The following is a 21,645-nucleotide window of genomic DNA, read 5'->3' on the forward strand; positions in this document are numbered from 1 at the left end:
CGAACAGTCTAAGCGGCCGCGCCCGGACATCCGGACGCGGCCGCTCAGGTCCTGCACAGATCACATCTGCCGTGGTGCTCAGGCCGCTCCCGAACCGCCGGTGATCTCGACGATCGGCAGGGACAGCGCGCCGGGCGCACCTTCTGGAACGACGGGGTTCTTCGGCGCGATCGGCTGCAGCCGACCGTACGATTCACCCTGTACGGGACGCAGATCCTGCTCACCCTTGTTCGGCCACAGCGACGCCGCACGTTCTGCCTGTGCCGCAATGGTCAGGGAGGGATTGACGCCGAGGTTCGCGGAGATGGCAGCCCCGTCGACGACACTCAGCGTCGGGTAGCCGTACACGCGGTGGTACGGGTCGATGACACCGTGCTCCCGGTCGGCTCCGATGACTGCGCCGCCGAGAAAGTGCGCTGTCAGGGGGATGTTGACGATTTCGCCCCAGGTGCCGCCGGCGATACCATCGATCTTCTCCGCCATCCGGCGGGTCGCCTCGTTGCCCGCCGGGATCCACGTCGGGTTCGGCTCCCCGTGGCCCTGCTTGCTGGTCACCTTGCGCCGTCCGAACACATTCTTCTTGGTGTAGGTAGTGATGGAGTTGTCGAGGTTCTGCATCACCAGCGCGATGATGGTTCGCTCACTCCAGTCCTTCACCGAGAGCATCCGCAGCATCCTGGTGGGGTTCTTCGCGACCTGACCGAGGAACTTCACCCAGCGCGGGACCGGGCCGTCGCCGTCGGTCATCAGCGTCTGCAGCAGACCCATGGCGTTGGAGCCCTTGCCATACCGGACGGGTTCGATGTGAGTGTCCGAGGTGGGATGGAACGAGGAGGTGATCGCGACCCCGTCGGTCAGGTCCATCTCGGGATCGACCTTCAGTTTGCCCGCTCCGACGATGGACTCGGAGTTGGTGCGGGTGAGCTCCCCGAGGCGGTCGGACAGTTTCGGCAGGGCCCCGGTGTCCTTGAGATGGTGCAGCAGATGCTGTGTGCCCCAGGTCCCTGCAGCGAGCACGACGTGCGATGCTGTGAAACTCCGTTTGCCCTTGCGCACCAGCGCGCCGGTGCGTTCGGTGTGTACTGTCCACGTGCCGTCCGCCCCTTCGCTCAGATCGGTCACGGTGGTCATGGGGAGGATGTCCGCACCCGCACTCTCGGCAAGGCCGAGGTAATTCTTGACGAGGGTGTTCTTCGCTCCGTGGCGGCACCCCGTCATGCATTCGCCGCATTCGATGCAACCGGCACGATCCGGGCCTGCGCCGCCGAAGTACGGATCCGGGACAGTCCTCCCGGGTTCACCGAAGTACACACCCACCGGCGTCTGGATGAACGTGTCGCCCACGCCCATGTCGTCGGCCACTTCCTTGATCACCTTGTCCGCCGCGGTCATACGGTGGTACTGCACGACGCCGAGCATGCGTCGCGCCTGGTCGTAGAACGGGGTCAGTTCGTCGTGCCAGTCGGTGATGTCCGCCCACTGCTGGTCCTGGAAGAACGCGGCGGTCGGCTTGTACAGCGTGTTGGCGTAGTTGAGCGATCCACCGCCGACACCCGCTCCGGCGAGGATCAGGCAGTCGCGGAGGAGATGGACCCGCTGAATGCCGAAGCATCCGAGTTTCGGTGCCCAGAGGAATCGCTTCAGATCCCAGCTGGTCTTGGCGAAGTCGGCGTCGGCGAACCGGCGACCGGCCTCGAGAACGCCGACCTTGTATCCCTTTTCCACCAGTCGCAATGCGGTGACACTGCCACCGAAACCCGACCCGACGATCAGGACGTCGTAGTCCGTGACCCGCTGTCTACCCATTGGAGTACCTCCGCCGAACCTGCATTGTTACCGGCCAGTATGCACGCCCCGCATGTGACTACGCACACAAGGGCATCCTAACTGTTACGGATGGTTGCAGAAACTGCAGGTCACTCGAGGCAAAAGTGGCCGGATGCGACATCTGTGCACTACAACGCACAGATTGTCACATCCGGCCACAACGGCACGGCGGATTCGGTCAGGCGCGCACAGACAACCCGACCTTCTGGAATTCCTTGAGATCCGAGTATCCCGACTTCGCCATCGCCCGTCGCAGACCACCGACGAAGTTCAGCGAACCGTACGGATCGTCGGACGGCCCGGTCAGCACGCGCTCGAGGCTCGGCCGCTCGTCGAAGGCGACCTGGAGTGCGGTACCCCGAGGAAGGGACGGATGTGCGGCTGCGGATGGCCAGTACCATCCACTGCCCGGCGCCTCCGCAGCAATGGCGAGCGGGGCACCCAGCATCGCAGCATCAGCACCGCAGGCGATCGCCTTCGCGAGGTCGCCGGAGGTCTCGATGTCGCCGTCGGCGATGACGTGGACGTACCGGCCCCCGGTCTCGTCCAGGTAGTCGCGGCGGGCCGCAGCAGCATCCGCGATCGCGGTGGCCATGGGGACACCGATCCCGAGCGATGCACTCGTGGTGGTGGCTCCGTGCGTCGACCCGAAACCGACGATGACGCCCGCGGCGCCAGTGCGCATCAGGTGAAGAGCTGTGCGGTGATCGCTCACGCCCCCCGCGACCACCGGCACATCGAGTTCCGAGATGAACGTCTTCAGGTTGAGCGGTTCGCTCTCGCCGTGCGCCACATGCTCTGCCGAGATGATCGTGCCGTGCACGACCAGAAGGTCGACACCCGCCTTGACCAGCTCCGGCGTCAGTGCCCGGGCATTCTGCGGACTCACACGCACTGCGGTGGTGACACCCGAGTCGCGCACCTGCGCGACGGCCGCGGCAAGTAGATCGCCCTGCAACGGCGCTGCGTGCAGCTCCTGCAGGTATGCGATCGCTGCGCTCGGATCCGGATCGCTCTCGGCGATGTCGACCAGCCGGGCGATCACGGCATCGACATCGGCGTGCCGCCCCCACAGCCCCTCACCGTTGATCACACCGAGGCCGCCGGCCTTGCCGAGTTCCACCGCGAACGCCGGGGACACGAGCGCGTCTGTCGGATGTGCGAGCACAGGAATGTCGAACCGATAGGCGTCGAGCTGCCACGCTGTCGACACCTCCTTGGACGAGCGGGTACGACGCGACGGCACGATGTCCACATCGTCCAGCTCGTACGTGCGGCGGGCTGTCCGGCCCATGCCGATTTCAACGAGGTCGCGCACGCGCGCCCCTTTCTCGTGAGAATGCGGTTGCCCCGTCGACCGAGACGAGACCTACTGCGAACGCACCGAACCTAGCGGGCAGCGTAGTTCGGTGCCTCCGCAGTGATGGTGATGTCGTGCGGATGGCTCTCCTTGAGCCCCGCGGCGGTGATCTGTACGAACTGGGCGCGCTGCAGTTCTTCGATGGTCGAGGCCCCGGTATAGCCCATCGCGGCGCGCAGACCACCGATGAGCTGATGGGTGACCTGCTGCAGTGGCCCCCGGAACGGAACGCGGCCTTCGATTCCTTCCGGAACCAGCTTGTCCTCCGACAGGACGTCGTCCTGGAAGTAACGGTCCTTGGAATACGACTTGGCCTCGCCGCGGCTCTGCATCGCGCCGAGCGAACCCATCCCGCGGTAGCTCTTGAACTGCTTGCCGTTGACGAGAATCAGTTCGCCCGGCGATTCGGCGGTACCAGCAAGGAGAGAGCCCAGCATCGCGGTGGAGGCGCCTGCAGCGAGAGCCTTCGCGACGTCGCCGGAGAACTGCAGGCCGCCGTCGGCGATCACAGGAACGCCGAGAGCGTTCGCAGCCGCGGTGGCCTCGAGAATCGCCGTGATCTGCGGTGCGCCGACGCCGGCAACGACGCGGGTCGTGCAGATCGAGCCGGGCCCGACACCGACCTTGACTGCGTCGACGCCTGCTTCGATGAGCGCCGTGGCTCCCTCGCGGGTGGCGACATTGCCGCCGATGATCTGGACTCGGTCGCCTACCTCTGCTTTGAGCTTCGAGATCATGGACAGCACTCCGGCGGAGTGTCCGTGAGCGCTGTCGACCACGAGCACGTCGACGCCTGCGTCGGCGAGCGTCATCGCACGAGACCAGGCCTCGTCGCCGACACCGACCGCGGCACCGACGAGAAGTCGCCCGTCGCGGTCCTTCGTGGCGAAGGGATGTTGCTCGGTCTTCACGAAGTCCTTGACCGTGATCAGACCGGTGAGCTTGCCCTGTCCATCGACGATCGGCAGCTTCTCGATCTTGTGGCGGCGCAGGAGCCCGAGTGCGGCCTCCGCGGTCACGCCTTCGCTTGCGGTGACGAGCGGAGCGTGGGTCATCACCTCGGCGACCTGGCGGTTCTGGTCCACCTCGAACCGCATATCGCGGTTGGTGATGATGCCGACGAGCTGACCTGCGTCGTCGGTAACCGGAAGGCCCGAGATCCGGAATCGCGCGCACTTCGCGTCGACCTCGGCGAGGGTGTCGGTGGGCTTGCAGGTCACCGGGTCGGTGACCATGCCCGCCTCCGAGCGCTTGACGGTCTCGACCTGCGCGGCCTGTACCTCTGCAGGCATGTTGCGATGCAGGACGCCCATGCCACCGGCGCGTGCCATCGCTATCGCCATACGTGATTCGGTGACCGTGTCCATGGCAGAACTGACCAGGGGAATCCGGAGGCGGATTTCGCGGGTGAGCTGACTCGAAGTGTCGACCTTGCTGGGGACGATGTCCGAGGCCGCGGGCAGCAGCAGCACATCGTCGAAGGTCAGACCGAGCATTGCGACCTTGTTCGGGTCGTCACCGCCGGTGTGCACGTGCCCTCCGGTACTACTCATGCGGTTCGGACCCTCCGTGATGATCGATGGGGGCGGACGGACGGACCGTCCGACAGTGGGATTGTGTGAACGACAACGTCACAGATGGCGAAGCCGTCGACGACCATGGTATCTGTTTGCAACCGCGTGACTCGCCGCAACCCGTGCAGGCGTGGTCGAGATCTCCCGAATACCCCCCGTTCGTCGGCGTGTCCACCCCCGACGGCTGGCGCGGACCCCCTCGAACTGCGTACCGTGGTGGCGTGCGTGATCAGTTGCCCCCCGGTCTGCCACCGGATCCGTTTGCAGGAGATCCCGACGATCCGTCTGCCGCATTGGACGCGATCGAACCGGGTCAACCCTTGGACTCTGCCGAACGCCTCGCGGTCGAAGAGGATCTTGCCGACCTCGCGGTGTACGAAGCGTTGTTGGCTCCCCGCGGTGTCCGCGGACTCGTCGTATGTTGTGAGGATTGCCACCAGGAGCACTACCACGACTGGGACATGCTCCGCGCAAACCTGCTCCAACTGCTCGTCGACGGCACAGTTCGCCCGCATGAGCCCGCATTCGACCCGTCTCCCGACGCGTACGTCACGTGGGATTACTGTCGCGGCTACGCCGACGCATCGATGAACGAGGCGATGCCGGTCGACCCGTACGGACTCGATCCCTGACGATCCGAACGTCACAGCGAAGAACGACAGATAGGCCCGGCAGCGCGCGCTGCCGGGCCTATCTGTCGTTCTTCGCTGTCAGGCGCCCCCCGCCGTCGACTGGTCGACGTTCAGGTCGGCCGACGAAGGTTGCGCGGTACTCGACCCCTGCGTATCCGCTGCGGTCGAGGTACTCGGCTCCGGCGCGGACACCGTGGTCGTCGGAGCGGGCTGGGTCGTGCCGGTCGAGCTGTCCGGGGCGGGCGTCCCGGTAGACGGCGGCACGGATGGGGAAGTGGTCTCCACCGGCGACGTAGGCGCGTCCAGGATGGTCGGATCGACGCTCGAACCCGGATTCGTCGTGGGTTCGACGGGCGCCGACGGCTGCGGTGTACCCGGAACGCTCGGCTGCACGGACGGCACTGCTGCTGCTTCCGGCCCGGCAGGCAATGGCATCCCCGGCAGCGGCGGCGGCACCGGCAGCGGCGGAATCGCTCGGTTCATCTCTTCGGTGAGCCGCTGCAACCAATCGCCGAGTTCGTTACGTTGGCCCGCATCCCTGACCTCCGACGACCGCACTTCCGCCGATCGGAGCAGTTCGGTCGCTGCCTCGGTCTCGCCGCCTGCGATCAGTTCTTCGGCCTTCTGCAAGGTCGAACTGGTATCGATCCTCGCCATGGTCGACTCGGCCTGTTCGCTGAACACGACTTCCTTGACGCCCCACAGTGCGTCTCCCGGCTCCGCACTGTAGGAGACGGTGGCAGCACCACCGAGGGCAGCCGCGATGAGTGCGGCGGCTCCGGCAAGTGGACGGATCAGCCGGAGCTGACCCTTGGAACGCGCCGGCGGTTGCGCCGCCAGGGCCTCACGGGCACCGAGCTCACGGTTGACTGCAGCGACGACCTCGTCGAAATCAGGGCCTGCGGGTAGCGGATCTGCCAGGATCTCGGCTCGCCACCCCGCGAGCATCGTGGCGAGCTCGTACTCTTCGGTCGACTGGGTCTCCACTGGACCATCGCCCGAGATCGCATCGATGAGGGCGTCATCGCGCCGCACTGCCGCGATGTCCACGGGGGTGCCGTCGTCGGGAAAATCGTCGGATATGCCGTGCCCCGCGCCGCGCCTCCTACCCATTCCTCTCACCTGCTCTCGTCACTTCCTTCTTGAGTTTCGCGATGGCCCGGTGCTGGGCCACCCGGATCGCACCTGCAGTACTCCCGAGTGCAGACGCCGTCTCTTCGGCCGACATCCCCATGACCAGACGCATGATGAGGATCTCCCGTTGTTTCTCGGGCAGCGTGCCGAGCAGATCCTTCATCTGCCTGCTCGCTTCGGAGTTCAACGCGTGGTCTTCGGGACTGTCGTCGAGCGACATCACCTCGGGTACATCGGCTACCGGATCCGCACGATTGCGCGCGGAGTTGCGATGCGCATCGGCGACCTTGTGTGCGGCAATGCCGTACACGAACGCCATGAAAGGACGCCCCTGATCCTGGTAACGGGGCAACGCCGTCATCACCGCCAGGCACACCTCCTGCGCCACATCGTCTGCCGAAAGCTGTCCACGCTCGGCAGATCCGACCCGTGCCCGGCAATACCGGACGACGAGAGGCCGAATACTTGCAAGTACTCGAGCGAGAGCAGCCCGATCGCCCTGCGCAGCCGCAGCAACGGCGGAGCCCAACTCCTCACCCATAACAGTCATCGAATGCGCAAGTCCTGGCGTTACAAGTGGCACGGTCCCCCAACCGGGCGTGCTTCCACCTGGCAGTGGAACGTCTCCAGAGTAACGACACCCCGTGACGAACAATCGCGGGCGGGCACCGAACTAGGGCCGGATCGTTGCGAACCGGCCTCCACCGCGCGCCACGGCGGTAGCGCATTCATCACGCATGCGCTCGGCGCCGGCCCCCGCACCCAGACCGACGAGCAACATCGACGCTGCCCACTGCAGCGGAATCAATCTGTGCACAGCGGCCCTGCCACACACCTCGGTCGCAAGCTCGAGGGCTGGAGTCGGGTCCGGTGCATCGGTGAGTGCGGCAGCACGAAGGAGGTCCGACTTCACTTGATGGCGTACCGACGCGAAAGTTTCGGAGGCGGTCGCAGCACGATCCGCGAACACACGCGCGGTCTCGAAGTCGCCGGATGCCAGGGCAGTCTCCGCAGTGACCCACGACAACCGGATCCGCTGACGCAACAGTGTGTCTTCGCCGTGCAGTTCGTTGTTGCCCGACCGTGGCCTGGCGAGAACCTCCGAGCATCGCTCGAGTAGTCGACGCGCCTGTGCGAGTCTCCCCCGGCCGAGCGCGTCAGCGGCCAGACCGGTCAGTGCATCGCAACGTGCCTCCGCGAGTCGCACGCCCAGATCGGCACTGCGGGTGTCAACGGGTATTCCTGCGACTGCGGCCAGGGCGCGACCATCGTGCACTGCGGCAGCGCGGTGCCATCCGAGTTGCCTCAGGAACGATGCTTCGGTGCTTGCAGCGAGCGACGCCCACACTCCTCGCGAACCCGACCGATTCACCACTGCCAACTCCGTCCGGGCGGCGCTGTAGCGACCTTGTGCCCCGAGCGCGACCGCACGCATCCAGCGTTCTTCGATCACAGGAGTAGCCGCTGTGGGCACGTGAGCCGGGCTCCCGCCGAAGGCCGCCACACGAAACGAAGCTGCATCACCCGGAGGCGCCGCGCCGATTTCGGGTTCCGAGTTGCTGAGGATCGACATAGGGAGAATCATTGCACTGCCACTGCAAAGTTTCCCATTCCCTCGGATTCGAGAATTTCGCACTGAGGGCGCAACAATTCCCAAACAATGGATTCAGGCATTTCTCCAGTCCTGAAACCGACATCCAGTTGAACAAAAAATGAATTGCATACATGGTGCATGTAGGTTTGCGTGAGGTGAATCGTGATATTGCACGTCGATTATCACAGCCCAGCACACCCCGCATCCTGAACGAAACCCCTGTTCAGGGTCCTTAACCGGTCGGCATCCCGGCGCAATCTCAGCCTTGCGCCCGCCGTCGTACCCGTACTGCGATCATGATCACCGGCCAATGTAAATATTTTCGCCGTTAATTCTTTCCATTTTCGTTATGGACTTCCCCACTGACCGAAGGCATTGACGAATAATCGATACCACTTTTACGGTGAGAGAGCCGGACATTACTGGGGTCCGGTTCGGAAGGACGCCTTTCCGAACGATGGTCCGCTCCCCTCCTCGGGTGAGCACGCTGCAAAGGAGTGCACATGCCCGCACCTCACACCCTGCCCGGTCCGAACGCCGACCTCTGGGACTGGCAGATGCATGGTAAGTGCCGAGGCGCGGACTCCTCCGTCTTCTTCCACCCGGATGGCGAGCGCGGTCGCGCCCGAAGCCAGCGCGAGAACCGTGCCAAGGAACTGTGCCAGAGCTGCCCCGTCCTCATCCAGTGCCGCGAGCACGCCCTTCGGGTCGCGGAGCCGTATGGCATCTGGGGCGGAATGTCGGAAAGTGAACGTGAGCTGTACACGCGACACCATCGCCGTAAGGTGGCGGTGTGAGCGCCGCCTGGGCCGAAACTCCGCCGCGCCCGCTGCGGGGCTGACAGCCGGTTCCTGGATGTATGCCACCGAGATACGACGAAGCCCCGCACGGAGAAATCCGTGCGGGGCTTCGCACATCGTGGCCTCCCGAAGCTCTTCGGAGGGCCTGTACTACCTAATGGGCGTGTCCGTGCCCGTGGCCGTCGTCCTCGACCGGCTCGGGCTTGTCCACGACAGCACTCTCCGTGGTCAGAATCATCCGGGCCACCGAGGCAGCGTTGACGACCGCCGACCGGGTCACCTTCACGGGGTCGACTACACCGTCGGCGAGCAGGTCGCCGTAGGTGAGCGTAGCCGCGTTGAAGCCGTGCCCCTTGGTCGCCTCGGCGACCTTGCTCACCACGACCGCACCATCGAGTCCGGCATTCGAGGCGATCCAGTAGAGCGGTGCCGTGAGGGCGGTCCGCAACACTGCGACACCGGTGGCTTCGTCACCGGACAGCGAGGCCTCGAGCTCGGCGAGCGCCAACGACGCCTGCACCAGCGCGGAGCCACCGCCGGGCACGATGCCCTCCTCGACGGCAGCCTTCGCGGCGTTGACAGCGTCCTCGACACGGAACTTGCGTTCCTTCAGATCGGTCTCTGTGGCAGCACCGACCTGGATGACGGCGATTCCACCTGCGAGCTTGGCGAGGCGCTCCTCGAGCTTCTCCCGGTCCCAATCGGAATCGGTGTTCTCGATCTCGCGACGCAGCTGAGCTGCGCGGTTCTCGATGTCCTCGGCCGAGCCTGCACCGTCGACGATCGTGGTGTTGTCCTTCGTCACCACGACACGACGGGCCGAGCCGAGCAGATCGAGTCCGGCTTCCTTCAAGGACAGGCCGATGTCGGAGTTGATCACGGTACCTGCGGTCACGACGGCAAGATCGTCGAGGAACGCCTTACGACGGTCGCCGAAGAACGGGGCCTTCACCGCGACAGCCTTGAGCGTCTTGCGGATCGAGTTGATCACCAAGGTCGAGAGCGGCTCGCCCTCGATGTCCTCTGCGATGAGCAGAACCGGCTTACCGGATTCGGCGATCTTCTCGAGCAACGGCAGGAAGTCGGGCAGCGAGCTGATCTTCTCGCGGTACAGCAGCACGAGGGCGTCCTCGAGGACTGCTTCCTGAGCGTCGACGTCGGTGATGAAGTAGGGCGACAGGTAGCCCTTGTCGAACTGGACACCCTCGGTGACGACGAGGTCGGTGCTCAGGGTCGAGGATTCCTCAACCGTGACCACACCGTTCTCTCCCACGACGGTGAGCGCTTCGCCCACCATCTCGCCGATCTCGGCGTCACGGGAGGACACCGTGGCGACCTGAGCGATGGCCTTCTTTCCCTCGACGGGAGTCGCCGCGGCCACAAGCGCCTCGGAGACCTTCTCGGCCCCCTTGGAGATCCCCACGCCGAGTGCGATGGGGTTGGCACCCGCGGCAACGTTCTTCAGGCCGGCCTTGACGAGCGCCTGCGCGAGGACGGTGGCAGTGGTCGTGCCGTCGCCTGCAACATCGTTGGTCTTGGTGGCGACACTCTTGACGAGCTGGGCGCCGAGATTCTCGAACGGATCCTCCAACTCGATCTCGCGAGCGATGCTCACACCGTCGTTGGTCACCGTGGGACCGCCGAACGCCTTGGCGAGCACCACATGCCGCCCACGGGGGCCGAGGGTGACCTTGACGGCGTCGGCGAGCTGGTCGACACCGCACTCGAGGGCACGGCGCGCGGTTTCGTTGAACTCGATTTGCTTGGACATGTTCTCCGACTACTCCTGGGTTCGGATGATCCCCAACAGATTCCGCCCCGGGTCCGTTACGGAACTCCGGGGCGGAACAGTTGCGGCCTACTTTGCGACGACAGCCAGAACGTCGCGGGCCGAAAGGATCAGGTACTCCTCGCCGGCGTACTTGATCTCGGTTCCGCCGTACTTGCTGTAGATGACGACGTCACCTTCTTTGACGTCCAGCGGGATGCGCTTGTCGCCATCCTCGTCCCAGCGGCCGGGGCCGACGGCGACGACGGTGCCCTCCTGGGGCTTTTCCTTCGCCGTATCAGGAATGACCAGGCCGGAGGCAGTCGTCGTCTCGGCCTCGTTGGCCTGGACGAGGATCTTGTCCTCGAGCGGCTTGATGTTCACGCTCGCCACGATGAGCCCTCCACTTTCAGGGGTACTTGGGTCCGAGGCTCTCGTCGTCCTCGAACTCGGTTTTGTTCAGTCACCAGAGTGACTCCTCGCGCAGTCCCGTCGTCGCGGGTGCCGGGCCGACGCTCGGTGTCACTAGCACTCTATACATGCGAGTGCCAGCGCTCAAGGGCTGCGGGTGCTGACACGCGGAGAGCGAACAAGACGGCTCGCATGTTACGGTTCAATAACGGAAACCGAGAGCGTGACCATTCGGTGATCACGGCGGCGAGCGAACCTCGCCCCGACGATCGCCAGTCACGCACGAGAGGTGAACAATGCCAACGTCGCTAGGGATCTCCGTCGGCGCCTCCGGCGTCGGCGCGGCCCTGCTCGTCGACACTGCCACCGGGCTCACATCCGAGTACCGCAGGCTGGCGGTCGATTCCGACCACCACCGTGATGTCGGCGATCTCGTCTTCGATGCAATCTCGTTGATGACCACACAGGTCGTGGATCAACCGGTCCCCGACGCCATCACCGTCGCCTATCGCACCGAAGAGCAGGCAGACGCGATCCGTACCGCTGCAGAGCGCCGAGGCAAGCTCGTACGGCTCGTTCCTGAGACCACCGCCCTCCTGACGTACCTCCGCACCGTCGGAGTGCGCACCGAGCCCGGCTCGATCGCTATCGCCGATCTGGGCGCGTCCGGCACCACCGTCTCGGTCCTCGATCAGGAATCCGGCACCGTACTGCGATCTGCGCGGACAGACGACGTGAGCGGCAATGCGATCGGCACCGTGATCTACGACCACGTCTACCGCGCGACCAAACGCATGCGAACGCGCATGCAGGTCGATCCCGCGCTTCTGAAAGCACGCTGTCAGGGCGCCCAGGAAGTACTCACCACAGCCGAACGCACCCGGATCGACATTGCCGAAGCAGGGCCCGATGCCTCGGTGACCCTTACCCGCACCGATCTCGCGACGCTCGCCGCCGACCTGTCCGCTACCGCCGCAACGTTCACCCGTCAGGTCACGACCCAGTCGTTGCCACGTCCGCGCACACTCGCCCTCGTCGGCGGTACTGCGGCAGTTCCCGCGTTGACCGACGCCGTCACCGACAGCTTCGACGGCCACGTCATCACAGTTCCGGAACCCGCGTCCGCAGCCGCTCAGGGCGCTGCGCACCTGTCGGGTTCCGCGCACTTCGGCGGTTACGACGTCGTCGGTTCAGTGAACGCTTCCTCGACGTCGGCGGGAGCGCGCATGTCCGGCGCTGTGGCAGCCGCCCTGGTGCTCGCCGCAGTCGTCGCCGGATTCGCCACCGACAAATTCACCGACCGGTCCGCCAGCACACCGGTGTCCCCTGCCGGAACCAATGGTGTGGTCCTCACGGAAGACCCGTCGCAGCCACCGCATCCGGAGGAGACCGACATCCCGTCGGCCGATCCCGACCCCTCCCTCTCATCGACGCGGAGCACCGAGGGCCGGCTGGAGGGAACGCCACTTCCCACTCCGCCACCGTCCACTGTTCCGCAAACGGATATCCCGGTGTCGAACAGCAACCCCACGGCAACTCCGACCCCGATCGACCAGGTCCAGACACTCGAGGCCGCACCCGACGAGACCACCGACAGGTGGCAGCCGCACCGCCCCGGCGACTCGACGACCTCACCGCAACCGACCCCCACCGATCCGACCGGTCCCACAACCCCTACAGATCCGACGGATCCCACGACACCGACGGACCCAACCGATCCGACCGATCCGACCGATCCAACGGACCCCACCGATCCGACCGACCCCACTACACCCACAGACCCCACGGATCCCACGACACCGACCGAGCCAACAGAGACAACAGAGCCCGACCCGGCGCCGGGCGTCTCCCCCGCGCCGTCATCTCCGGCACTGACCACCCGGCCCGGACTCATCTCGACGACACCGGCCATCGAGGGACAGTCGACCCCCGAGAGCAACGACACCAGCGGAGATCCGACCCCCTCGGACACCTCGACAACGACCGGGTAAGAAGTCCGCCGCGCCGTTCTGGCTGAGATCAGGCCGATACCTGTGCCACCGACACCGACAGCCCAGGGTCCGTTCCCACGGACAGCGACGAGGGAGTCGCTCCCCCCGCGATGAGGTGCGCGCCCAGCGCCGCGATCATCACGCCGTTGTCGGTGCACAACCGCGGCCGGGGTACACGCAGGGTCATGCCGGCTTCCGCGCAACGTTCCTCGGCCAGCGCACGCAATCGAGTGTTCGCAGTCGCGCCTCCGCCGAGCACCAATGTGTCGACACCGAGATCGCGGGCCGCACGCACCGCCTTCATCGTGAGCACATCGGCCACGGCCTCCTGGAAGCCGGCTGCGACATCGGCAAGTGGCACCGGCTCACCGGCACGTTCCTTCGCTTCGACGAACCGTGCGACAGCCGTCTTGAGCCCGGAGAACGAGAAGTCGTTGCGGGCATCGCGCGGGCCTGTCATACCGCGCGGGAAGACCACCGCGTTCCGGTCTCCCTCTCGTGCGAGCCGATCGACCTCCGGGCCTCCGGGATAGCCGAGTCCGAGCAGACGCGCGACCTTGTCGAACGCTTCCCCCGCCGCGTCGTCGACGGTGGTACCGAGCTCGACGATCGGCTTGCTGAGGTCCTCGACGTGTAGGAGGTGCGTGTGCCCGCCCGAGACGAGCAGTGCGACACACGGCGGCATCGGCCCGTGTTCGAGCGTGTCGACGGCGACGTGTCCGGCGAGGTGGTTGATCGCGTAGAAGGGAATGTCCCACGCCGCTGCATATGCCTTGGCTGCGGCAACTCCGACGAGGAGCGCCCCCGCCAAGCCGGGGCCGATCGTGACGCACACCGCGTCGGGCTTGGAGATACCGGCCGAGGCGAGTGCCCGCTGCATCGTGGGCACCATCGCCTCGAGGTGTGCGCGGGAGGCGATCTCGGGAACCACACCACCGAATCGGGCATGCTCGTCGACGCTCGAGGCGACCTCGTCGGCGAGAAGCTCGAGCGTGCCGTCACCGACGAAACGGACAATACCGACTCCGGTCTCGTCGCACGAGCTTTCGATCCCCATCACGATCGGTCCGGTCACCGTCGTAGCTCCTCTCGCCGATCCGGGCGACGCATGGTGTACGCGTCGGCCCCACTCGGCTGGTAGTAACGTCTTCTCGTCCCCACGACCTCGAAACCCTCACCCCGATACAACGCAATCGCGGCGTCGTTGTCGGTGCGGACCTCGAGGAACACGGGCCCACCCCATCGATCCGCGACGTGCAGCAGCGCGGTCAGCAGTGCGCTACCGATCCCGCGGCGCCGGGCGCCGGGATCCACGCCGATCGTGTGCACCTCGGACTCCGGGTCGACTCCGGTGCCGAGCCGTGCCAGCCCGGCGTAGCCGAGGAGAGTCCCCGACTCGTCGCGCGCAGCTACGTAGTAGTTGTGGGACGAGGCCAGTTCCGAACGAAACGCGTCTGCGCTCCACGGGTCGTCTCCCGGGAACAATACGGTTTCGAGTTCTGCGCACCTGTCCACGTCGTCGCTGCGGAGTGCATCGATCCGCACACTCATCTGTGACGATCCGCAGTCGCAACGGCATCGGGCCGGCGCAGGTACAGCGGTACCAATGGCTCTGGATCCCGTCCCGCACGCAGAGCCGGCGAGACCGCGGCAACCAGACCCGCAGGCGACGGCGAGTACACGGGTACTGCGGGAAGCGTGAACAGAGCAACGTGCTGGGCCGACCCGGCAACCCGGCGCGAGGGCTCGGAGGGCACCTCCGCAGGCTTGCGTACATCAGGGCCCTCGGTACGGCGGCAGAATCCGTCGTACCGAGCGAAGTACACCTCCCGGCGTCGCGCGTCGGTGACCACGAGCAGGTCGCCGCCGTCGGGTGTTTCGCCGTGCACATCCTGCGCGAGTGCGTCGAGGCTGCAGACACCGTGGACCGGAATGCCGAGGGCATCACCGAACGCCGCCGCGGTGACCATGCCGACCCGCAGGCCGGTGAACGGACCCGGTCCGACACCCACGACGATGGCGTCGAGATCGGCGGGTGTGTATCCGGCCTCGTCGAAGCACTCGAGGATCTGCGGAGTGAGGATCTCCGCGTGAGCCCGGGGGTTGTCGGTCAGGCGCACGGCGAGCGTGGAGATGTGGGCTGCGTCTCCCTCGCTGCCGAGTCGGACGAGACCCGAGGTCACGACGGGCGTTGAGGTATCGACGGCGAGCACAAGCACGATTTCCCAGGATACCCGGTCCCCAGCCCTCTCGAGTTTCGAGCCGTCCCAGCGTCCCGGTCCTCTCCCGGTTCCGGCCCTATCCGGATCTCGGAGCGTGTCGGCCCACCCAGGTCCATTCCGCACGGCGCACATCGGACTCGGGATCACGACGCAATCGCACTCGCAGGTGCCGGTCGGTGAGCTTCTCGACGAGCCCTCCACCCCACTCGACCACCACAACGGCCGCGTCGAGGTCGGTGTCGAGATCCAGTGCATCGAGTTCGTCGAGGGCGTTCGGGCCGTCGCCCAGCCGGTACGCATCGACATGGACCAGACCCACCGGTGGCGCACCGTCGCGCTGTCCCGGCCGATGCTCGCGAGCGATGACGAATGTCGGCGATGTCACGCGGCCCTGTACCCCGAGCCCGGCTGCGAGTCCTCTCGTCAGTGCGGTCTTGCCCGCCCCGAGCGGACCGTCGAGCACAACGAGGTCCCCGGCGCGGAGATCTTCTGCCAGTCGGCGGCCGAACGCTTCGGTGTCCTCGACTGTCGGCAGTTCGACGTGCTGTGCCGAATCAGACAATTGCGGCTCGTCTGGTAGAGACGTCATGCGCGAAACCTCGCTGGATCAGTCGGTCGATCGCACTGTTGACGATCTCCGGGAACTCGAATTGGACGAGATGCCCGCCCCCACGGACCCGCTCGAGTTCGGCTCCGGGAAGCGCCTCGGCCAATGCCTCCGAGCTCGAGAACGGGATCACCATGTCTGCGTCGCCACAGAGCACGAGAGACGGCACCGACCCCAGCACGGGGAGCGCAGCGGATTCATCATGCAGTTCGAGAGTGCGCAAGAAGTTCACGATCGTCAGGACCGAAGTCTCGTCGAGCATCCGGTCGGACAACTCGACGAGTCGCGGGCTGACCACCGTCCCATACGACGCCGCACGCAGGATCGGTGTGACCACCGCGCGCGCCATACCGCGTGCTGCCTGCACGAATCCGGGTGCGGTCCGCGCGGCGTACCGGAACGCGTCGATGACGGGGTTCTCGAGGTTGCGGCCGAGCCCGCTCTTGTTCAGGCCTGCTGCCGTGGTCGCGAGCAAACCCACGCCCACGATCCGGGACTCGAACAGGTCCGGCCGCTGGGACGCAAGAGCGATCGTCGTCATGCCGCCCATCGAGTGACCGATCACGACGACCGGCCCGCCTGGGGCGCTCTCGTCGATGACCTGGCCGAGGTCGCGCCCGAGTTGCGCGATGGTGCACGAATTCCGGCCGGGCATACCGGACTCTCCATGACCGCGCTGGTCGTAGAAGACCATCCGGACATCCTCGCCCCACCGCTCGAGCACGTGCCGATACTGCAGATGCCACGACTGCATGCGCAGGCAGTAGCCGTGGACGAAGACGACGGTCAGCGGAGCGCGTGGCGATCCGGATTCGCGCACCACGAGGGGGATGCCGTCGTCGGTCAGGACGGTCCGCTGGGTCAGCCGCAGCAGAGCGTCGAAGTCCTCACCCCGGTACATCTCGTTGGCGGGCATTCCGGCGCTCCGCACGGCATACAGACCCGCCGATGATGCGAGTGTCACCAGACTGGCGCCCAACAGCCCCATTCGACCCATCAGCGTCATCGCAACACGCCTCCTTCACCACCTACATAGGTGCGGACGGTTCGGCCACCGATCCCGGTCACGATCTCGTAGTTGATCGTGTCCAAGAGCTCGGCCCAGTCCTGGGCTCCGGGTTCTCCGAGACGTCCGTCACCGAAGAACAACGCTTCGTCGCCCTCCTGTACTCCCCCGCCGTCCGGGCCGAGGTCGACGACGACCTGGTCCATGCACACGCGGCCCACCTGGGGGCGACGCCGCCCGCCGAGCAGAACATCGATTCGGCCACTGAGATTGCGTCGGATCCCGTCGGCGTAGCCCATCGGCAGTAGCGCCACCGTTGTGTCGGCCGGGGCGACCCAGCGGTGCCCGTACGACACGCCCGAACCTGCCGAGACCTTCTTCACCAGCGCCACCCTCGTTCGCAATGTCATCACCGGCCGCAACCCGAAATCGCCCTGCTCCGGGATCGGCGTCAGCCCGTATATCGCAATTCCGGGCCGAACCATGTCGAATCGCAGGTCAGGTCGGGTAACGGTGGCAGCAGAGTTGGCCAGATGGACGACCTCGGGAGTCAGCGCGGCGCGCCGGAGGTCGTCAGCGGCCTGGTGGAGCCTGTCGCGTTGCACATCGATCTCGGGATGGCCGAGTTCGTCGCCGTGGGCAAGGTGTGAGAACAGTCCGCGCAACCGGACTGCGCCGCTCGCCTGCGCACGGGCGACATCGCGCACGAACTCGGGCCACTCGTTGCGTGCCACACCGTTGCGGTTGAGCCCCGTGTCGACCTTGGCGGTGATGACTGCGGTTTCGCCGATGCTTCCCGCGGCGGCAACTATGGCCGCGAGGTGGCGCGGCGACGAGACACCGAGTTCGATCCCGGCCGCGATCGCCGGTGCGTAGTCTGCGTCGACCGTGTGCAGCCATGACAGGATGGGCGCGTCGATTCCGGCGGCGCGCAACTCGAGCCCTTCGGCGAGCGTGGTGACGCCCAGTTCGCGTGCGCCGGCGGCGAGCGCCGCGCGGGCGACAGGGACTGCCCCGTGGTTGTAGGCGTCGGCCTTGACGACCGCCATGATCGCTGTGTCGCCGACGTAATCCCGAAGGCGCCTGACGTTGTGCGCGACCGCGTCCAGATCGATGATCGCTTCTGCTTGAGGAAGCGATCGGCCGGTGGACGGGGTGCGTTGTAGGGCGGTCACATGAATTGATCCTGCCACCGCGACGATCGGCGCCTTCGGGGAGCCCGGGTGTGTCCGATCACGATTCGGATGCGTGGGTCCGCAGAATTCGCACCGCGGCGCGAAGATGTTCGGCGATGGTGCTTGCCGATACCGGTGCGGTTCCGACACTCTCGCCGTCCTCACCACGCGCTGCGAGATTCGCGGCAAGTGAGTGCGCGCGTGCGCCCGCAGCGGCAGCAAGCTCGATCGGCATGCCCGACGACACGAGCGCTCCTACGACTCCGGCCAGCAGATCCCCGGCGCCCGCGGTCGACGCCCACGATCCACCCGCATCGTTGACGAACGTGTGTCCGTCGGGTCGGGCGATGAGCGTGGTGCGTCCCTTGAGAAGCACGTGCACCTGTAAGTCCGCAGCGAGGCTGCGCGCAGCACCGAGCCGGTCCGACTGCGGGTCGCTGCCGGTGAGACGCGCGAACTCCCCGGCGTGCGGAGTGAGCAGGGTCGGCGCGGGACGACCCCGCACGAGTGACGGGTTGCGCGCGAGGATCGTCAGGCTGTCGGCGTCGACGAGTACCGGTAGATCGGTCGACAGAACGTCGCGCAGCGTGTTCTCCGCACGTGCGTCCGTGCCGGCGCCCGGCCCGATCACCCATGCCTGTACCCGGCCCGCAGCATCGAATGTGGGCGCCGCGACGACCTCCGGACAGTGCGCGAGTACCTCTGCTCCCGCGCTGCCGACGTAGCGCACCATGCCGGAGGTTGCGGCCACCGCAGCGCCCGTGCACAGCACCGCGGCCCCGGGATACCGCGCGCTGCCTGCCACGATGCCGACCACGCCCTGGCTGTACTTGTCGTCGTCCGCCCCGGGGACCGGCCAGATCGCGCCCAGCTCGGCGGGGTCCGCCGATACCAGGTCCGACGGCGGCAGGTCGAGACCGATGTCGACCAGTTCGACGCGACCGCATCGCGTCGGGGCAAGGACGTGCACAGGTTTGCGTGCACCGAACGTGACTGTGAGCGCGGCGGTCACCGCCGGGCCGTCGATCACCCCGGTGTCGGGATCGACACCGCTCGGCGTGTCGACCGCGACGATCGGCGCAGTGACCGCATCGACGAGGGCTGCCGCCGCCGGACGCAACGGGCCGCGGCCCGATATTCCGACGATACCGTCGAGCACGAGGTCGGGATCGCCGAGATGCTCGGGCGTCGCGGTTGCCGTGCGGCCCCCCTCCGCGCGCAATGCGGCGAGTCCCGCAGGATGCGCACGATCCGGAGCGAGCAACATTGCGGTCACCGCGACCCCGCGCCGACGCAGGAACGCACCGGCCCACAGAGCGTCGCCGCCGTTGTCGCCCGAACCCACGAGCAAGGTCACCGCCCGCCCCGCGACGGCACCTGTGCGCGCGCGAAGTTCCTCGGCCACCAGTCGCGCGAGCCCGAACGCGGCTCGGCGCATCAGCGTGCCCTCGGGCAGGACCGCCAGGTGTTGCGCCTCCGCGGCACGAACCTGCTCACATGGGTAGTAGCTGCGCATCGGGACTCCCGATCGATCGGTCTGCGCTTCTCGCGACTATTCGACGGTGACGGACTTGGCGAGATTACGGGGCTTGTCCACGTCGTACCCGCGCGACTGCGCAACTTCCGCAGCGAACACCTGCAACGGCACCGTCGACAACAACGGCTGCAACAACGACGGCGACGCGGGGATCTCCACGAGATGATCCGCGAACGGACGCACCGTCTCGTCACCCTCCTCCGCGATGACCACGGTCACCGCACCACGGGCCTGGATCTCCCGGATGTTGCTGAGCAACTTACTGTGCAGAACAGCACGCCCCTTGGGCGACGGCATGACGACGATGACGGGCAATCCGTCCTCGATCAACGCGATCGGCCCGTGCTTGAGCTCACCTGCGGCGAAACCCTCCGCATGCATGTACGCCAGCTCTTTGAGCTTGAGCGCACCCTCGAGCGCCACCGGATACCCCACATGCCGACCCAGGAACAGCACCGCAGGCGACGCCGCCAACTCCCGCGCCAACTCCCGCACCGGCCCCATCCCGGACAGCAACTGCTCGATCTTCGCGGGCATCGCCTCGAGATCCTGATACTCGCGCGCCACCTCATCGGGATACTTGGTGCCCCGCGCCTGCGCCAACGCCAACCCCACCAACAGGTTCGCCGCCATCTGCGCCAGGAACGCCTTCGTCGAGGCAACCCCGATCTCCGGACCGGTCCGCGTATACAACACCGCATCGGCCTCACGTGGAATCTGCGCACCGTTGGTGTTGCACACCGCAAGCACCCGTGCTTTCTGATCCTTCGCGTGCCGCACCGCCTCGAGCGTGTCGGCGGTCTCCCCCGACTGCGAGATCGCCACCACCAGCGTCGACCGGTCCAGCACCGGATCCCGGTACCGGAACTCCGATGCCAGCTCGACCTCGACGGGCAACCGCGTCCAATGCTCGATCGCGTACTTCGCCACCAGACCCGAGTGATAGGAGCTGCCACACGCAACGACGAACACCTTGTCGATGTCACGCAGTTCCTGATCCGAGAGCCGCTGCTCGTCGAGCACGATCCGGCCGTCGACGAAATGCCCGCGCAACGTGTCCGCAACCGCGGCGGGCTGCTCCTCGATCTCCTTGAGCATGAAGTAGTCGTGACCGCCCTTCTCCGCGGCCGCGAGATCCCAGTCGATGGTGAATGGCTGCGTCGGCACATCGGTATTGCCGTCGAAGTCGGTGACCACATACGAATCCTTCGTGATCACCACGACCTGGTCCTGGCCCAGCTCGACGGCGTCGCGGGTGAACTCGATGAATGCCGCCACATCCGAGGCAATGAACATCTCACCGTCTCCGACGCCGACGACCAGCGGCGTCGAGCGGCGGGCCGCGATGATCGTTCCCGGATGATCTGCATGCACGAACACGAGCGTGAACGCGCCTTCGAGGCGGCGCAGCACACTGCGGGCGCTCTCGACGAAATCACCGGCCGTAGGCCCGTGCGCGTACGCGCGGGCAACCAGGTGGACCGCGACCTCGGTGTCGGTGTCGGATTCCAGTTCGACGCCTGCCGTTTCGAGTTCGGCACGAAGCGGCGCGAAGTTCTCGATGATGCCGTTGTGGACCACCGCGATCCGGTCGCTCGCATCGCGATGCGGATGCGCGTTGCGGTCGGTGGGACGACCGTGCGTCGCCCACCTCGTGTGTCCCATCCCTGCCGTACCGTCGAACCGGTCCTCACCGATCTCGGCGAGTTCCGCTTCCAGGTTCGCGAGCCGGCCGGCCTTACGTTCGACGGCGAGCCCACCCTCGCCGTCGAGGACGGCGATACCGGCCGAGTCGTAGCCTCGGTACTCCATCCGCCGAAGGGCCTCCACCACGACGTCGAGGGCACGGCGGTGCCCGACATACCCCACGATTCCGCACATGGTTAGCAGGGTACTTGGCACGCTCGGCTCATCGACAATGCGCTGGTGACCAGGTTGTGCACGGTACACAGAGCAGCTGCGGCACGCCCAGCCCGATCACCGCACCCGTCTCCCACGACGATCGGC

Annotated in this window: 19 protein-coding genes; 3 read left to right on the top strand and 16 right to left on the bottom strand. The window is 66.3% G+C overall.

Features of this window, described 5'->3' with window-relative positions; all coding sequences use genetic code 11:
- Positions 1 to 78: 78 nt before the first annotated feature.
- The 3 genes from ACSYG9_RS01155 to guaB form a co-directional block, all read right to left on the bottom strand.
- Positions 79 to 1,806 carry an FAD-dependent oxidoreductase gene (locus tag ACSYG9_RS01155; protein ID WP_454840800.1) on the bottom strand — a complete coding sequence of 576 codons (1,728 nt, stop codon included), beginning with the start codon at positions 1,804 to 1,806 and terminating at the stop codon, positions 79 to 81.
- 199 nt (positions 1,807 to 2,005) lie between these two features.
- Complete coding sequence (locus ACSYG9_RS01160; protein WP_440125475.1) at positions 2,006 to 3,145, bottom strand: GuaB3 family IMP dehydrogenase-related protein; 1,140 nt, start codon at positions 3,143 to 3,145, stop codon at positions 2,006 to 2,008.
- Positions 3,146 to 3,216: 71 nt separating this feature from the next.
- Entirely contained in the window at positions 3,217 to 4,740 is a 1,524-nt protein-coding gene (gene guaB / locus ACSYG9_RS01165) for an IMP dehydrogenase (RefSeq protein WP_169685619.1), read from the bottom strand.
- Positions 4,741 to 4,982: 242 nt separating this feature from the next.
- On the opposite strand from guaB, the gene ACSYG9_RS01170 reads away from it, so the two are divergent.
- On the top strand, positions 4,983 to 5,393 hold the full coding sequence (locus ACSYG9_RS01170) for a DUF5319 domain-containing protein (RefSeq protein ID WP_440125476.1): 411 nt from the start codon (positions 4,983 to 4,985) through the stop codon (positions 5,391 to 5,393).
- A gap of 78 nt (positions 5,394 to 5,471) precedes the next feature.
- On the opposite strand, the gene ACSYG9_RS01175 is transcribed toward ACSYG9_RS01170, so the two are convergent.
- The 3 genes from ACSYG9_RS01175 to ACSYG9_RS01185 form a co-directional block, all read right to left on the bottom strand.
- The gene (locus ACSYG9_RS01175) at positions 5,472 to 6,506 is read right to left on the bottom strand and encodes an anti-sigma-D factor RsdA (protein WP_440125477.1); all 1,035 of its coding nucleotides are present in this window, start codon (positions 6,504 to 6,506) and stop codon (positions 5,472 to 5,474) included.
- Positions 6,499 to 7,077: a sigma-70 family RNA polymerase sigma factor gene (locus tag ACSYG9_RS01180; RefSeq protein ID WP_169685613.1), complete on the bottom strand. Its 579-nt coding sequence runs from the start codon at positions 7,075 to 7,077 to the stop codon at positions 6,499 to 6,501. The genes ACSYG9_RS01175 and ACSYG9_RS01180 overlap by 8 nt, the downstream gene beginning before the upstream one ends.
- Positions 7,078 to 7,200: 123 nt before the next feature.
- Positions 7,201 to 8,001 (bottom strand): hypothetical protein, encoded by an 801-nt coding sequence (locus tag ACSYG9_RS01185; RefSeq protein WP_440125478.1) that lies wholly within the window; start codon positions 7,999 to 8,001, stop codon positions 7,201 to 7,203.
- A gap of 623 nt (positions 8,002 to 8,624) precedes the next feature.
- On the opposite strand from ACSYG9_RS01185, the gene ACSYG9_RS01190 reads away from it, so the two are divergent.
- The gene (locus tag ACSYG9_RS01190) at positions 8,625 to 8,918 is read left to right on the top strand and encodes a WhiB family transcriptional regulator (RefSeq protein ID WP_054719026.1); all 294 of its coding nucleotides are present in this window, start codon (positions 8,625 to 8,627) and stop codon (positions 8,916 to 8,918) included.
- A 157-nt stretch (positions 8,919 to 9,075) separates the two neighbouring features.
- On the opposite strand, the gene groL is transcribed toward ACSYG9_RS01190, so the two are convergent.
- Together groL and groES are read right to left on the bottom strand one after the other, a co-directional pair.
- Positions 9,076 to 10,692: a chaperonin GroEL gene (gene groL, locus ACSYG9_RS01195; protein WP_454840804.1), complete on the bottom strand. Its 1,617-nt coding sequence runs from the start codon at positions 10,690 to 10,692 to the stop codon at positions 9,076 to 9,078.
- Positions 10,693 to 10,779: 87 nt separating this feature from the next.
- Positions 10,780 to 11,082, bottom strand: a complete 303-nt coding sequence (groES, locus tag ACSYG9_RS01200; protein ID WP_006550071.1) for a co-chaperone GroES — start codon at positions 11,080 to 11,082, stop codon at positions 10,780 to 10,782.
- Between the two features lie 314 nt (positions 11,083 to 11,396).
- Between groES and ACSYG9_RS01205 the strand changes: the two genes are divergently transcribed.
- Positions 11,397 to 13,091: an Hsp70 family protein gene (locus ACSYG9_RS01205; RefSeq protein WP_440125480.1), complete on the top strand. Its 1,695-nt coding sequence runs from the start codon at positions 11,397 to 11,399 to the stop codon at positions 13,089 to 13,091.
- A 28-nt stretch (positions 13,092 to 13,119) separates the two neighbouring features.
- Here the strand turns inward: ACSYG9_RS01205 and tsaD are convergent, their stop codons facing one another.
- From tsaD to glmS, 8 genes are all read right to left on the bottom strand, one after another.
- Positions 13,120 to 14,148, bottom strand: coding sequence for a tRNA (adenosine(37)-N6)-threonylcarbamoyltransferase complex transferase subunit TsaD (tsaD, locus tag ACSYG9_RS01210; protein WP_440127497.1), 1,029 nt, complete (start codon positions 14,146 to 14,148; stop codon positions 13,120 to 13,122).
- A gap of 14 nt (positions 14,149 to 14,162) precedes the next feature.
- Positions 14,163 to 14,642, bottom strand: coding sequence for a ribosomal protein S18-alanine N-acetyltransferase (gene rimI, locus ACSYG9_RS01215; protein WP_454840806.1), 480 nt, complete (start codon positions 14,640 to 14,642; stop codon positions 14,163 to 14,165).
- Positions 14,639 to 15,310, bottom strand: coding sequence for a tRNA (adenosine(37)-N6)-threonylcarbamoyltransferase complex dimerization subunit type 1 TsaB (gene tsaB / locus ACSYG9_RS01220; protein WP_454840808.1), 672 nt, complete (start codon positions 15,308 to 15,310; stop codon positions 14,639 to 14,641). The genes rimI and tsaB overlap by 4 nt, the downstream gene beginning before the upstream one ends.
- A 79-nt stretch (positions 15,311 to 15,389) precedes the next feature.
- Entirely contained in the window at positions 15,390 to 15,902 is a 513-nt protein-coding gene (gene tsaE / locus ACSYG9_RS01225) for a tRNA (adenosine(37)-N6)-threonylcarbamoyltransferase complex ATPase subunit type 1 TsaE (protein WP_454840810.1), read from the bottom strand.
- The gene (locus ACSYG9_RS01230) at positions 15,868 to 16,926 is read right to left on the bottom strand and encodes an alpha/beta fold hydrolase (protein ID WP_454840811.1); all 1,059 of its coding nucleotides are present in this window, start codon (positions 16,924 to 16,926) and stop codon (positions 15,868 to 15,870) included. The genes tsaE and ACSYG9_RS01230 overlap by 35 nt, the downstream gene beginning before the upstream one ends.
- Positions 16,923 to 18,101: an alanine racemase gene (gene alr, locus ACSYG9_RS01235; RefSeq protein WP_454840813.1), complete on the bottom strand. Its 1,179-nt coding sequence runs from the start codon at positions 18,099 to 18,101 to the stop codon at positions 16,923 to 16,925. The genes ACSYG9_RS01230 and alr overlap by 4 nt, the downstream gene beginning before the upstream one ends.
- Positions 18,102 to 18,159: 58 nt before the next feature.
- Positions 18,160 to 19,617 (bottom strand): NAD(P)H-hydrate dehydratase, encoded by a 1,458-nt coding sequence (locus ACSYG9_RS01240; protein ID WP_440125486.1) that lies wholly within the window; start codon positions 19,615 to 19,617, stop codon positions 18,160 to 18,162.
- 36 nt (positions 19,618 to 19,653) lie between these two features.
- On the bottom strand, positions 19,654 to 21,519 hold the full coding sequence (gene glmS / locus ACSYG9_RS01245) for a glutamine--fructose-6-phosphate transaminase (isomerizing) (protein ID WP_440125488.1): 1,866 nt from the start codon (positions 21,517 to 21,519) through the stop codon (positions 19,654 to 19,656).
- Positions 21,520 to 21,645 lie beyond the last annotated feature (126 nt).

The sequence above is a fragment of the Rhodococcus sp. SJ-2 genome (assembly GCF_053750035.1).

Bases quoted from the DNA above. Each gene is read 5' to 3' on its own strand.
- ACSYG9_RS01175 (WP_440125477.1), bottom strand. From the start codon at position 6,506: ATGGGTAGGAGGCGCGGCGCGGGGCACGGCATATCCGACGATTTTCCC.
- ACSYG9_RS01155 (WP_454840800.1), bottom strand. From the start codon at position 1,806: ATGGGTAGACAGCGGGTCACGGACTACGACGTCCTGATCGTCGGGTCG.
- tsaE (WP_454840810.1), bottom strand. From the start codon at position 15,902: ATGACGTCTCTACCAGACGAGCCGCAATTGTCTGATTCGGCACAGCAC.
- rimI (WP_454840806.1), bottom strand. From the start codon at position 14,642: ATGAGTGTGCGGATCGATGCACTCCGCAGCGACGACGTGGACAGGTGC.
- tsaD (WP_440127497.1), bottom strand. From the start codon at position 14,148: ATGGGGATCGAAAGCTCGTGCGACGAGACCGGAGTCGGTATTGTCCGT.
- groL (WP_454840804.1), bottom strand. From the start codon at position 10,692: ATGTCCAAGCAAATCGAGTTCAACGAAACCGCGCGCCGTGCCCTCGAG.
- ACSYG9_RS01205 (WP_440125480.1), top strand. From the start codon at position 11,397: ATGCCAACGTCGCTAGGGATCTCCGTCGGCGCCTCCGGCGTCGGCGCG.
- ACSYG9_RS01180 (WP_169685613.1), bottom strand. From the start codon at position 7,077: ATGACTGTTATGGGTGAGGAGTTGGGCTCCGCCGTTGCTGCGGCTGCG.
- ACSYG9_RS01190 (WP_054719026.1), top strand. From the start codon at position 8,625: ATGCCCGCACCTCACACCCTGCCCGGTCCGAACGCCGACCTCTGGGAC.
- ACSYG9_RS01240 (WP_440125486.1), bottom strand. From the start codon at position 19,617: ATGCGCAGCTACTACCCATGTGAGCAGGTTCGTGCCGCGGAGGCGCAA.
- ACSYG9_RS01230 (WP_454840811.1), bottom strand. From the start codon at position 16,926: ATGACGCTGATGGGTCGAATGGGGCTGTTGGGCGCCAGTCTGGTGACA.
- guaB (WP_169685619.1), bottom strand. From the start codon at position 4,740: ATGAGTAGTACCGGAGGGCACGTGCACACCGGCGGTGACGACCCGAAC.
- glmS (WP_440125488.1), bottom strand. From the start codon at position 21,519: ATGTGCGGAATCGTGGGGTATGTCGGGCACCGCCGTGCCCTCGACGTC.